This is a genomic window from Streptomyces sp. NPDC102270, from assembly GCF_044766405.1.
Taxonomy (GTDB): Bacteria; Actinomycetota; Actinomycetes; order Streptomycetales; family Streptomycetaceae; genus Streptomyces.
This window is the reverse complement of the sequence record NZ_JBIWLX010000006.1, coordinates 183,483-195,219: the sequence shown is the minus strand read 5'-3', so window position 1 is coordinate 195,219 and position 11,737 is coordinate 183,483. Positions and strand designations below refer to the sequence as shown.

At 70.7% G+C, this 11,737-nt stretch carries 12 protein-coding genes and 2 pseudogenes; 7 read left to right on the top strand and 7 right to left on the bottom strand.

Annotated features, from left to right (window positions below; translation table 11 throughout):
* Positions 1-32 precede the first annotated feature (32 nt).
* Positions 33-512 carry a DUF1772 domain-containing protein gene (locus tag ACIRP7_RS13575; RefSeq protein ID WP_403657614.1) on the top strand — a complete coding sequence of 160 codons (480 nt, stop codon included), beginning with the start codon at positions 33-35 and terminating at the stop codon, positions 510-512.
* 167 nt (positions 513-679) lie between these two features.
* Positions 680-2,167, top strand: coding sequence for a glutamate synthase subunit beta (locus ACIRP7_RS13570; RefSeq protein ID WP_403657611.1), 1,488 nt, complete (start codon positions 680-682; stop codon positions 2,165-2,167).
* Positions 2,168-2,239: 72 nt separating this feature from the next.
* Here the strand turns inward: ACIRP7_RS13570 and ACIRP7_RS13565 are convergent, their stop codons facing one another.
* A complete protein-coding gene (locus ACIRP7_RS13565) occupies positions 2,240-2,719 on the bottom strand; it encodes a carboxymuconolactone decarboxylase family protein (protein ID WP_403657608.1) in 480 nt (159 codons plus the stop codon).
* 46 nt (positions 2,720-2,765) lie between these two features.
* Here ACIRP7_RS13565 and ACIRP7_RS13560 point away from each other — a divergent pair, with 46 nt between their 5' ends.
* A complete protein-coding gene (locus tag ACIRP7_RS13560) occupies positions 2,766-4,190 on the top strand; it encodes a PLP-dependent aminotransferase family protein (protein WP_403657605.1) in 1,425 nt (474 codons plus the stop codon).
* Between the two features lie 98 nt (positions 4,191-4,288).
* Here ACIRP7_RS13560 and ACIRP7_RS13555 read toward each other — a convergent pair whose 3' ends face one another.
* Both ACIRP7_RS13555 and ACIRP7_RS13550 read right to left on the bottom strand, forming a co-directional pair.
* A complete protein-coding gene (locus tag ACIRP7_RS13555; RefSeq protein ID WP_403657602.1) occupies positions 4,289-4,543 on the bottom strand; it encodes a DUF397 domain-containing protein in 255 nt (84 codons plus the stop codon).
* Positions 4,544-5,404, bottom strand: coding sequence for a helix-turn-helix transcriptional regulator (locus ACIRP7_RS13550; RefSeq protein WP_352382661.1), 861 nt, complete (start codon positions 5,402-5,404; stop codon positions 4,544-4,546).
* A gap of 269 nt (positions 5,405-5,673) precedes the next feature.
* On the opposite strand from ACIRP7_RS13550, the gene ACIRP7_RS13545 reads away from it, so the two are divergent.
* The 3 genes from ACIRP7_RS13545 (at position 5,674) to ACIRP7_RS13535 (ending at position 8,906) form a co-directional block, all read left to right on the top strand.
* Entirely contained in the window at positions 5,674-6,333 is a 660-nt protein-coding gene (locus tag ACIRP7_RS13545; protein ID WP_403657599.1) for an ATP-binding protein, read from the top strand.
* Positions 6,324-6,779: a hypothetical protein gene (locus ACIRP7_RS13540; RefSeq protein WP_403657597.1), complete on the top strand. Its 456-nt coding sequence runs from the start codon at positions 6,324-6,326 to the stop codon at positions 6,777-6,779. The genes ACIRP7_RS13545 and ACIRP7_RS13540 overlap by 10 nt, the downstream gene beginning before the upstream one ends.
* Before the next feature lie 183 nt (positions 6,780-6,962).
* On the top strand, positions 6,963-8,906 hold the full coding sequence (locus tag ACIRP7_RS13535) for an ABC transporter ATP-binding protein (RefSeq protein ID WP_403657595.1): 1,944 nt from the start codon (positions 6,963-6,965) through the stop codon (positions 8,904-8,906).
* A gap of 2 nt (positions 8,907-8,908) precedes the next feature.
* Here the strand turns inward: ACIRP7_RS13535 and ACIRP7_RS13530 are convergent, their stop codons facing one another.
* The 4 genes and pseudogenes from ACIRP7_RS13530 to ACIRP7_RS13515 form a co-directional block, all read right to left on the bottom strand.
* Positions 8,909-9,094, bottom strand: a complete 186-nt coding sequence (locus ACIRP7_RS13530) for a hypothetical protein (protein ID WP_403657592.1) — start codon at positions 9,092-9,094, stop codon at positions 8,909-8,911.
* A gap of 172 nt (positions 9,095-9,266) precedes the next feature.
* Positions 9,267-9,956 carry a DUF899 domain-containing protein gene (locus ACIRP7_RS13525; RefSeq protein WP_403657589.1) on the bottom strand — a complete coding sequence of 230 codons (690 nt, stop codon included), beginning with the start codon at positions 9,954-9,956 and terminating at the stop codon, positions 9,267-9,269.
* A 329-nt stretch (positions 9,957-10,285) separates the two neighbouring features.
* The gene (locus tag ACIRP7_RS13520) at positions 10,286-10,501 is read right to left on the bottom strand and encodes a hypothetical protein (RefSeq protein WP_403657587.1); all 216 of its coding nucleotides are present in this window, start codon (positions 10,499-10,501) and stop codon (positions 10,286-10,288) included.
* A gap of 115 nt (positions 10,502-10,616) precedes the next feature.
* Positions 10,617-10,826, bottom strand: a pseudogene (locus tag ACIRP7_RS13515) (amidohydrolase); the annotation flags it as partial.
* On the opposite strand from ACIRP7_RS13515, the pseudogene ACIRP7_RS13510 reads away from it, so the two are divergent.
* Positions 10,825-11,735, top strand: a pseudogene (locus tag ACIRP7_RS13510) (endonuclease/exonuclease/phosphatase family protein); the annotation flags it as partial. The pseudogenes ACIRP7_RS13515 and ACIRP7_RS13510 sit on opposite strands and share 2 nt — an antisense overlap.
* Between the last annotated feature and the right edge of the window lie 2 nt (positions 11,736-11,737).

Here is an 11,737-nt window from a genome sequence, read left to right as displayed (position 1 = left end):
GTGCTGGGCCGGAGGCGGGAGCTGGTGTTGAGATGATCGATGGGCCTTACTTCGTGCTGGTCGTGCTCGGGGTGCTCGGGACCGGGCTGGTGGCCGGGGTGTTCTGCGCGTTCTCGACGTTCGTGATGAGGGCGCTCGCCGCGTTGCCGCCCGCGCAGGGCGTCGCCGCCATGAACGCGATCAACGTGAGCGCGGTGCGGCCGCCGTTCATGGCCTTGTTCGCGGGCTCCGCGGTGCTGTCCGCGGTGATCGCGGTGGTGACGTTCGTGCTGTGGCCGGACGAGGGGACCGTGGAGCTCCTGGTGGGCAGCGCGCTGTATCTGTTCGGCACGTTCGGGCTGACGATGGTGGCGAACGTGCCCCGCAACGACGCCCTGCTCGGGCTGGACCCGGGCACCCCGGAGGCGACGGCGTACTGGCCGGCGTACGTGCGCGAGTGGACGGTGTGGAACCACGTCCGCGCACTCGCCTCGGGCGCGGCGGCCTTGGCGTACGTACTGGCCCTCACGTGAGCGCGCGGAACCTGGCGAAAGCGCTGTCCCGACGGATTACCCGGCACTCTGCGCGAGTGGCCGAGGAGTCGTATCGTGGCCGAAAGAAGTTCCGCAGGAGTGCCGCCCGATGACGCTCGGCCATGTCGGACGCGTCAGCGTCACCAGCGTGAGCGAGGAAGACGGCCATGGCCGATCCCAAGGGATTCATGACCACCCCGCGCCAGGACTGGCCCCGTCGGCCGGTCGAGGAGCGGGTCCGGGACTGGGACGAGGTGTACGTCCCCGGGGCACTGCTGCCCATCATCACCAAGCAGGCGGACCGCTGCATGGACTGCGGGATCCCGTTCTGCCACGAGGCGTGTCCGCTGGGGAATCTCATCCCCGAGTGGAACGACCTGATCTCGCGGGAGGACTGGCGGCAGGCCGCCGACCGGCTGCACGCGACGAACAACTTCCCCGAGTTCACGGGTCGGTTGTGTCCGGCGCCGTGCGAGGCGGGGTGTGTGCTCGCCATCAACCAGCCGGCTGTGACCATCAAGAACGTCGAGGCGGCCGTCGCGGACCGGGCCTGGGAGCTCGGGTTCACGCCACCGCGACCGCCGGACCGGCTCTCGGGGCGGACCGTCGCGGTGATCGGGTCGGGGCCGACCGGGCTCGCCGCGGCACAGCAGTTGACGCGGGCGGGGCACACCGTCGCCGTCTACGAGAAGGACGACCGGATCGGCGGGCTGATGCGGTACGGCATCCCCGAGTTCAAGATGGAGAAGCGCCATCTTGAGCGGCGGATCGAGCAGATGCGGGCCGAGGGGACGAAGTTCCGTACGTCCACGGCGGTCGGGCGGGATGTCGGAGCGGCGGAGTTGCGGACGCGGTACGACGCGGTGGTGATCGCCACGGGGGCCACGGCATGGCGTGAACTGGACGTGCCGGGACGGGAGTTGGCCGGGGTCCAGCAGGCCATGGAGTACCTGCCGTTGGCCAACCGGGTGTGCGAGGGGGAACTGGCGGTGTCCCCCATGTCGGCCGCCGGGAAGCATGTCGTGATCGTGGGTGGGGGTGACACGGGAGCCGACTGTCTGGGGACCGCGGTGCGTGAAGGGGCCGCCTCCGTGACCCAGTTGGACATCTACGCCCAACCGGGGAGCGAGCGGGACGAGGATGTCGAGCCGTGGCCCACCTACCCGAAGATCTACCGCTTGTCGGCGGCGCACGAGGAAGCCCGTGATCTGGAGACGTCGCCCTCGGCCGATGCGGACGCGCGGTTGTTCGCGGCGTCGACGCTGCGCTTCACCGGGGACGAGGACGGGCATGTGCGGTCGCTGCATCTCGTCGAGGTGGACGCGGTGCGGCGCCCGGTGCAGGGCTCGGAGCGGACACTTCCCGCCGACCTCGTGCTGCTGGCGCTCGGGTTCTCCGGGCCGGATCGGGGGGACGGGCTCGTGGAGCAGCTGGGCCTGGAGATGGAGCCTCGGGGGACGGTCGCGCGGGATGCGGGGTTCGCCACGAACGTGCCGGGGGTGTTCGCCGCGGGGGACGCCGCTCGGGGGCAGTCGTTGATCGTGTGGGCGATCGCGGAGGGGCGGGCGGTCGCGGCTGCGGTCGACCGTTACCTGACGGGGAGTTCACGACTGCCGGCGCCGATCGGGCCGTACGACCGGCCGATGACGGTGTAAGGCGGCACGGGAGGATCCCGGGCAGGGAAGTTCCATACGCCGACCCCACCCACCCACCGAACCCCCGCCCACTCACCCTCGCTCGTCCGTCCCCGCCACCTTCGCCGTGGCCAGGGCCACCCGGTTCCACGTGTTGATCGTGAGGATCAGGGACAGTACGTGGGCCAGTTCCTGCTCGTCGAAAACAGCCGCGGCCTGCGCGTAGACCGTGTCGGGGACTCCCCCGTCGGCCACCAGCGTCACCGCCTCCGTGAGGGCGAGGGCCGCCTGTTCCTTCTCCGTGAAGAAATGGCGGGCCTCGCGCCAGACCGGGACCATGTGGAGGCGGTCCTCCGACTCGCCGGCCTTGCGGGCGTCGTTGGTGTGCATGTGGAGGCAGTACGCGCAGTGGTTGAGGTGGGAGGCGCGGATCTGGATCAGCTCGACGAGAGCGGGATCGAGGCCCTCACGCGCCGCCGTGTCGAAGCCGACCAGAGCCCGGAACACCTTCGGGGCGGCCTTGGCGAGGTTCAGTCGAGCCATACCTGTCACGTGCGTGTTCGTCGTGGTCATGCAATCAACCTACGGGGCGGAAAGACCGGCTGTAGGGTGCATTTCCGTGGCGGAACCATGGGTCAATTACGCGGAGCGGATCGGCTCCGACCTGCACCTGGAACTCTCCGGTCCGGGGAGCAGACGGGCCGCGCTCATCGGGGCGCTGCGGGACGCCGTACGCAGCGGGCGGCTCGCCCCGGGGACCCGACTGCCGCCCTACCGCTCGCTCGCCGCCGATCTCGGCCTGGCCCGCAACACGGTGGCCGACGCCTACGCCGAACTCGTCGCCGAGGGCTGGCTCACCGCCCGCCAGGGCTCCGGCACCCGCGTCGCCGAACGGACCGGGCCGCTCCAGCCGGCCGTACACGCGGGGGAGCCCGTGCACCGGCCCCGTGCGCGTACCGCCCGCCACGACCTCCGGCAAGGCACCCCCGACGTCTCCGGCTTCCCCCGGTCCGCCTGGCTGGCCTCCTACCGCCGGGCACTCAACCGGGCACCCAACGAGGTCTTCGGTCCCGGCGACCCCGCAGGACGGCCGGAGCTGAGGGCGGCTCTCGCGGCATACCTCGCACGCGCGCGTGGCGTGCGGACGGAACCGAACCGGATCGTCATCTGCTCCGGGTTCGCCCACGCCCTGCGGCTGCTCTTCGGGGTGTTGCGCGGTCCGCTCGCCGTGGAGGCGTACGGACTGCCCTTCCACCGGGAGCTGCTCGCGGCCGAGGGCGTACGGACCGTGCCGCTCCCCCTCGACGAACACGGCGCGCGGGTCGACCGGTTGGCCCGCGAGCGGGCCGTACTGCTCACGCCGACCCACCAGTTCCCCACCGGAGGTCCGCTGCACGCGGAGCGCCGGGCGGCGGTGGTCGACTGGGCACGCGCGCGTGGCGCGGTGGTGCTGGAGGACGACTACGACGGGGAGTTCCGCTACGACCGCAAGCCCGTCGGCGCCCTGCAGAGCCTCGATCCCGAGCGGGTGATCCTGATCGGCTCGGTCAGCAAGAGCCTGTCGCCCGCGGTGCGGCTCGGGTGGATGGTGCTGCCCGAGCGGTACGTCGGCGACGTACTCGCGGCCAAGGGCGAGCGCGAGGCCTGGGCGAGCGTGCTCGACCAGCTGGCCCTCGCCGACCTGATCGTCTCCGGGTCCTACGACCGTCACGTACGGCGGATGCGACAGCGCTACCGGAGCCGCCGGGACCGGCTCGTCGCCGCGCTGGCCGAGCACGCGCCGCACATCGAGGTCAGCGGGGTCGCGGCGGGGCTGCACGCGGTGCTGCGGCTGCCGCCGGGCAGCGAACGGTCCGCCGTCGAGGCCGCGGTCCGCCAAGGGGTCGCGCTCGACGGGCTCGCGGAGTTCCGCCACCCGGACACGGACATGCCGGCCCACGACGGTCTGGTCGTGGGGTACGCGACACCTTCCGAGCATGCCTACGGAGCGGCGCTGGAGGCGCTGTGCGGGGCACTGGCGCCGGGTGGGCCGTCAAGGTTGTGAGTGTGCCTCCGAGCTACGAGTCGTACATCCGCGCGGGATGCGGCTTGATGGTGTTCATCTCAATCTTTAAGTGACTACCGGGCAATTCAGCACTGCGGTCAGGAGAGCAGGAAGTCGGCCACCCCCGCCTTCGCGCCCTCGATGAACGCGGTCATCTCGTCGGTGGTGTAGATCAGCGCCGGTCCGTCCGGATCGGTGGACTGGCGCACGGCGATCCGGCCGTCGGCGAGCTTCATCGCCTCCAGGCAGTTGCCGCCGTTGCCACCGCTCCACGGCTTGTGCCAGCCCTCGCTCCCCAGCTCCCGGGCGGGCATGCCGTTGTAGACGGCGAGGCATGGCTTGATGCGGTTCATTCACAGCTCCTTGCGGAGATCCCGGAGGATCTCCTTCGTGCGATGTGCCGTAGCGGCCTGTGCCGCCATGCGGTCCATGACCTCGAGGTGGGTCGCCACCTCGACGCGCGCGTCCAGATAGATCGCGCCGGTCAGGTACTCGCTGTAGACCATGTCCGGAAGTTCGGGCACGGCGAATCGGAAGAGCACGAAGGGCCCGTACGTGCCGGGGTGCGGCCCGTTGGCGAACGGGGCGACCTGGAGCGTCACATTGGGCAGCTTCGTTGCCTCGAGCAGTTTGTCGATCTGCGCACGCATCACCTCCGGGCCGCCGACGGGGCGGCGCAGCACGGTCTCGTCCATGACCACCCACAGCCGGGGCGCGTTCTGACGGGTGAGCAGTCCCTGCCGTTCCATGCGCAGGGCCACATGGCGTTCGATGTCCTCGGGGCTGGTCTGGCCGATGGCGCCCGAGCGCAGGACGCCACGCGCGTAGTCCTCGGTCTGGAGCAGACCGGGCACGAAGTGCGGCTCGTACTCGCGGATGAGCGCGGCCGCTCCCTCCAGGCTGACGTGCATCGAGAACCAGCCGGGCAGCACGTCGTGGAAGCGCTGCCACCAGCCGGGCCGGTTGGCGTCCTCGGCGAGCTGGACGAAGTCCTCGGCCTCCTGGTCGGAGACCCCGTAGGCCTTCAGCAGCAGCTGGAGGTAGGGGATCTTGAGCCCCACCTCGGCCATCTCCATACGGCGGACGGTGGCGGGGGCGACACGGAGGATGCGGGCGGCCTCCTCGCGCTTGAGCCCGGCGCGTTCCCGCAGGTCCAGCAGGCGCCGACCGAGGACGACCTGGCCGACCGTCGGCGCGGACCGCGGTTCGCTCACGCTCCACCTCCACTGAGTCATGTACGGGCGTCGACGTCATGTACGGGCATCACGGCCACCAGCATGCTGACAGCCCAGCGGCGCCATTCGAAGACCTGATTCGAAGATTTGTACGGGTGCGAAATACCGCTGCGTACGGATCTCCGGTGATCCCAACTGGCGCCGCTCAACATGCTGTTGCGAGCAGTGTGCCACGGCCCCTCACCGCGTCACACAGCACTCTGCATTTTTCAGAGTGACACTTGCCAAGTGTTCACGACGGGGCGATAGTGGCAAGCGTGATTCCGTCCCCGCCCTTAGGAACAGACGCTACCGAAGGCCACCCCCAGGGTCTCGGTGTCGCGGGACCGGGGCCCGACAGGGCCGCCGCCCGGCGCCGGTTCCGTTTCGAGCTGGCCGCGCATCCGGGTTCTCCCGCGCAGGCCAGACGCCTGACGAGGGCGCGGCTGACCCATTGGTCGGTCTGTGAGGACACCTGCGACTCGGCCGCCCTCGTGGTCTCCGAGCTGGTGACCAACGCCATCGTGCACACCGCGAGCAGCCGTGTGGTGTGCGAGCTGCACGACAACGACGACCTGGTGCGGATAGCCGTACGTGACGAGGGCTGCGCGCCGGGTCAACCGCACCCGTCCCCGCAGCGCGGCGAAGAGGAGCACGGGAGGGGACTGCTCCTCGTCGACTCCCTCTGTCACGCGTGGGGCGCCCATGAGCACGGCCCGGGTCTGCTGGTCTGGGCGGAGCTGCCGCGCAAGGCGGACGTGCCCCGCGAGGACCCCGGCCCGCGCAACGACCTGGGGTGGGGGGCCCGCCCCAAGCCGACTCCCTCCGGGGAGCCGGGCCCGGGGGACGAGGCCGAGGAGCATCACAGAGCCGTGCCCGAGGGGGAAGCTCGCGAGCACGGAGCCGGGGGCGCGGGCGGATGGGCGTGAGCAGCGGCTCCGGCGGCCAGGTGCTGACCCTGGACACGCTGGTCCGCCTCGGACGCGGACTGCGGACGCCGGGGACGCCGGGGACGCCTCACAAGCTGACCGTGCCGGAGGGGATGACGGTGCCGCTGGGCTGCGACGCCGTGGGAGTGCCCGTACGGCTGGGCGAGCAGCTGGCGTCCCGGTTGCCGCGGGTCGGGTGCGTGTACACCGATGCCACGCACTGGTGGTGGCTCGTCCCCGCCGACTCCGACTACGCGCTCGAGTGGCCCGCGCCTGCCCAGTACGCCACCGGGGCGGTTGTTCCGGACGCCCCGGTGGCACCCGCTTTGGTGCGTCGGGGCGAGGGGACGCTGCCGTACACATCGCCGATACCGTTGTACTTGGCGTTGTGCCGGCTGACGGGGACCACTCCTGCCTGGTCCCGGCCGGTCAGTTCTGCTGGTTAGGTCGTCTTCCGAGTGCGGCCGAGTGGGGGCTTGTCACGCAGTTCCCCGCGCCCCTGAGTGGGTCACCGCACCCGGCGCTCGAAAGTGTGCGCCCGCGCGTGCTGCGAAACCTTCCTCTGCGCCCTCCCTCCCCACCGCCCACCCCGCCATAGTTGCCCCGTCCACGATCGGGGGAGGTCCGCGGTGGGGAAACGGCGTGGCACCGAGCAGCCCGGGGTCTCCGAGTCGGAGCGGCTGCTCTTCGGGGGGCCGTTGCGGTACGACGCGGGGTGGAACTCGCACTCCGACGCGTTTCTGGAGCTGGGGTTCCGGGCCATGGTGGGGCGGTTGCCGTCGCTGCTGTCGGGGAGTCTCCGGCTGGCCTGGCAGGCCGACCGGCAGGCCGCGCGGATCGTGCTGGTCGCCGAGGTCGGCCGGGGACTGACGCAGGCCGTGAGCCTGCTCGCCGTCAACAGTGTGCTGGGGCGGCTGATCGGCACAGGTGCGCTGGAGGACCGGCTGCGGGGTACCGTGCCCGCTCTGGTGACGATGGCCGCCGTCCTGCTCGTGGGGGCGCTGTTGCGGGCGGCGTCCACGTTCGCCACGGGACGCCTTGAGCCCAAGGTCGAGCGGGTGGCGACCGAGCGGTATCTGGAGCGGGCGGCCACCGTGGAGCTGGCCGCGATCGAGGACCACGCCTTTCACAAGCTGCTGGACACCGCGCAGTACGGCGCCACGTCGGCCCGCCGGATGATCTCGTTCGCGATACGTGTGGTGAACGGGATGATCTCGCTGATCGCGGCGGCGGGCGTGCTGACCGTGCTGCACCCCGCGCTGCTGCCGCTGCTGGTCACGATGACGATCCCGAGCGGCTGGGGCGCGCTGACGATCGCGCGCCGCCAGTACGAGTCCTTCCACACCTGGGTGCAGCACGTGCGGGCGGGCCGGCTGCTCGGTGCCCTGCTGATCGAGCCGGAGTCGGCGCCGGAGATCCGGGTCCACGGCGTCGGCCCGTTCCTGCTCAGGCACTACCGCGCGATGGCGGAGACGGCGGAGGCGGAGCAGGCCCGGCTGGCCCGGCTCGCGGCCCGCACGGGGCTGATCGCGGCGGCCTGGACCGGCCTGGCGACGGTGGCGACGTACGCGACACTGGGCGGACTGCTGCTGGGGGGCGCGATGGCCCTGTCGGTGGCCGGAACGGCCGTGATCGCCGTGCGCACCGGCTCACAGAGTCTGAACACCCTGGTCATCGAGATGAACACGCTGCACGAGGAGGCCCTGTTCGTCGGCGACCTCCAGCGGCTCCACGAGGAGGGGGCCAAGTGGGCGATCCCGGCGGGCGGGGCCGCGCTCCCGGACGATCCGCGCGAGATCCGCTTCGAGAACGTCACCTTCGGCTACCCGGGTGACACGACCCGCCCCGCGCTCGACGACGTGACGCTCACCCTGCCGCTCGGCAAGATCGTCGCACTGGTCGGTGAGAACGGCTCGGGAAAGACCACCCTGGTGAAGCTGCTCGCGGGGCTGTACACCCCGGACCGGGGCCGCATCCTGTGGGACGACGTGGACGCGGCGCACGCGGACCGGCAGCTGCTCGCCGAGCGGGTGGCGATGGTCGCCCAGGACTTCAAGCGGTGGCCGTTCACCGCCCGCGTCAATGTGGCGGTGGGCCGTTCGTCGGTGCCGCTGACCGACGAACGGGTGTCCGGTGCGGTCGTGGAGGCCGGGGCCGCGGAGGTGCTGGCCGATCTGCCGCGCGGCCTGGACACGCTGCTGGCCCGCAACTTCAGCGGCGGACACGAGCTCTCGGGCGGGCAGTGGCAGCGGCTCGGAATCGCCCGGGCCGCGTACCGGCGCGGGCGCATCCTGATCGTGGACGAGCCGACGGCCGCCCTGGACGCCCGGGCCGAGCTGGAGGTCTTCGACAAGATCCGCGCCCTGGCCGGCACCGGTCAGACGGTCGTCCTGATCACCCACCGGCTGGCGTCCGTACGCCACGCGGATCTGGTGCACGTCCTGGAGCAGGGGCGGCTCGTGGAGTCGGGCACGCCCGACGAGCTCCTGGCCTCCGGTGGTGTCTACGCGGAGCTGTATACGCTCCAGGCCGAGCAGTTCGCGGCAAAGGTGCCCGCCGAGGAGGCGGGCTGACCTCATGCGACAGCGTCGATCGCTGCCTCTCCGCTGCGGACGATCACCAGGAACGTGTCGGTCGCGAGGTCCATGACAACCTCGGCCGGCAGTCCTTCGAGACGCCTCTCCTGCGCGAACTCCTCCGCCGGCCACGATCCACGCGGCCCGCCAGCGGGAAAGCGTTCGAGCACTGTTCGCCCGTTCACCACCCTGCACCTCCAGAAAGCGTTGCGCTCCCCGTAGGAGCGCTTGTAGGAGTTAACGCCTTCCGGGGCCGAAAAGCCTCGGTGAGTTGCCGTACTGAGACGTAGTTGACACGAGTTCAGCGCGAAGCGTGAGAGTTTGATTACTCAACGGTCACTTTACTAACTCAATGTGTCAGTCTTCGTACTCATCGTGATACCGGATGCGTGCGCTCCCCGCAGGCGCCCCCAGAGCGGACGCACGCCCCTTGGGTTCCTCCCACTCCTCCTGCCGTCCCAGCGCGGTGAGATCGAGGAAGCTGGTGGTCGAGCCGAGTCCGTCCAGGCCGCGGTCATGGGTCGAGTAGGTGTGGAAGACCCGGTCGCGGTCGCGCAGGAAGCAGCTGACGCCGGGCCGCTCGGCCGGCTCCCCCTCGATGTCCACGGTGGCCTCGAAGTCGCGGTTGAAGTCGCTGCCGCAGGACGAGTACCAGGGCACGGTCCATCCCATCCGCGCCTTGAACGGCAGGATCTTCGTGTACGGCGCTCTCGACACGGCCGCGAACGTCGTCCCCCGTGCCTTGAGATGGGCCAGGTGCCCGATCTGGTCCAGGAAGGCGGAGCAGCTGCGGCAGCCCGCGTCCCACTCCGGCGCGAACATGAAGTGGTAGACGACGAGCTGGCCGCGTCCCTCGAACAGGTCGAGCAGGGTGGCCTTGCCGTCGCCGCCCTCGAAGACGTACTCCTCCTCCACCTCGACCATGGGCAGTCTGCGCCGCTCGGCATTGAGTGCGTCCCGCGCACGCGTGGCCGCCTTCTCCCTGACCAGCAGCTCCTCGCGCGCCGCGCGCCACTCGTCCCGCGAGACGATCTCCGGAAACGCCATGGGGTCCCTCCTGTGCAACGGTCCGTCAGGGGTGGTGACCGTGGGGAGGGGCGGAACTCATCGCTGTCGGAGAGATTTCTTCCGAGCCGCAGGGTGCGGAAACCGAGCATCCCCACGACCGCTTCCCCGACGACCCACGCACGATGAGGTCGGTCATCCATGGTCGCCGAGCGCACCGGGGAGCGGTCGGCGATGGACCGGATCCGCGGCAGGTCGGCGTCGAGCGCGGGCGGCAGCGAGAGTGACCATCCAGGCGGGCGTCCACGTCGTACGGCTGGTCGAGACGGCCCTCAGCAGGGCCCGTGCGGATCTGCCCAGTGCCGGCGCGATCACGGACTGCCCGACGCCGTGACCCCCTGCGCGAGTTGGCCCACGACGTCCAGGACGCCCTGGCCGAAGGCGGTCGGGGCGACCAGGATGCCGAGGACGAGCACGATGGCCACGGTCAGCCACTGGTCGGAGCGGCTTCGGGCCTGCACGCGGCGGCGAATCCGCACGAAGACGATGACAGCGAGCAACACCGCGACATTGATCGTCAGTTCCACCCTGCCGGCCCCCTCGGACAGACGAGTCCCGGCTTTCCTGTGTAGCGTGAACCGACCTGCAGTGTCCCCGCGGTCACCGTCAGTTGGCGCCAAAGCGCTCTTCGGGGGCCGGATTTCAGGTGTTGTAGTCCTGGATCCGTCTGCCATGGCTGCGGTCCAGCAGCGTGGGCATCCGCTCGCCCAACTCCCTGACCACCGCGTCCACGTCGATGGTCAGCAGCTGCCGGTCCCGCATCAGTACACGGCCGTCGACGATCGTTGTGCGGACGTCGGAGGAGCGGGCGCTGTGGACGAGGGTCGCGGCGAGGTCGTGGACGGGCTGGAAAGTGGAGGCCCTCGCCTCCGTGATCACCGCGCTCGACCCGGCGCTGCTGGGCGTCCAGGAGGTCGGACAGGAGGAGACGCTCGCCGACCTCGTCAAAGCGATCGGCGGGCAGTGGCACACCGCGCTGTCCCGGCACGCCGACCACCGGGGCATCCGCGTCGGCTTCCTCAGCCGTACCCCGCTGCGGATACGGCGGGACACCCATGCGTTCGCGGACGGGCTGCGCCCCGTGCAGGTCAACGACCCCGACGAGCCGGACGTGCAGGACGTGCAGGACGTGCAGGTGAAAGAGACCAGCCGCGGCTTCCTCGCCGTGGAGACCGACGCCGGCACGGGGTGCTCCAGGTCGCGGTCGCCCAGCTCAAGTCGAAGCTGCTGTCGTATCCGGGCCCCGAGGGCAGGAGCCGATTCCAGCCGGAGGACGAGGTCGAACGGGCCCGCTACGGAGCGTACGCCCTCTACCGGCGGGCGGCCGAGGCGACGACCCTGCGCGCCCTCGCGGACTTCCTGCTCGAAGGCGCCGGGACCGAACGGGACGTGATCGTCCTCGGTGACATGAACGACGTGGTGAACGCCGCCACCACACAGATCCTGCTCGGCCCGCCCGGCTCTGAGCTCGACAGACCGCGCGCGTTCCACCAGCCCGACGCGGGTGATCCGTTCCGGCTGTGGGACATCGCCCCCTGCATACCCGAGAAACGGCGCTTCTCCCGGGTCGACTTCGGGCGCCCCGAGCTGATCGACCACGTCCTGGTGAGCCACCGTCTGGCCCGCCGCATCGCGGAGGCGGGGACGGGTCTGCCCGAACATCGGGACGACACCCTCGTACTGCCGTCGGTGGACGAGGATCCGCGCAAGCGGGTGGGGACGCCCGGCTCGGACCACGCCCCGGTGTGGGTACGGGTGTAACT

What these genes read in the sequence shown, in the direction of transcription:
- ACIRP7_RS13570 (WP_403657611.1), top strand. Translation starts at nt 680, where the DNA reads ATGGCCGATCCCAAGGGATTCATGACCACCCCGCGCCAGGACTGGCCC.
- ACIRP7_RS13525 (WP_403657589.1), bottom strand. Translation starts at nt 9,956, where the DNA reads ATGGCGTTTCCGGAGATCGTCTCGCGGGACGAGTGGCGCGCGGCGCGC.
- ACIRP7_RS13575 (WP_403657614.1), top strand. Translation starts at nt 33, where the DNA reads ATGATCGATGGGCCTTACTTCGTGCTGGTCGTGCTCGGGGTGCTCGGG.
- ACIRP7_RS13565 (WP_403657608.1), bottom strand. Translation starts at nt 2,719, where the DNA reads ATGACCACGACGAACACGCACGTGACAGGTATGGCTCGACTGAACCTC.
- ACIRP7_RS13540 (WP_403657597.1), top strand. Translation starts at nt 6,324, where the DNA reads ATGGGCGTGAGCAGCGGCTCCGGCGGCCAGGTGCTGACCCTGGACACG.
- ACIRP7_RS13555 (WP_403657602.1), bottom strand. Translation starts at nt 4,543, where the DNA reads ATGAACCGCATCAAGCCATGCCTCGCCGTCTACAACGGCATGCCCGCC.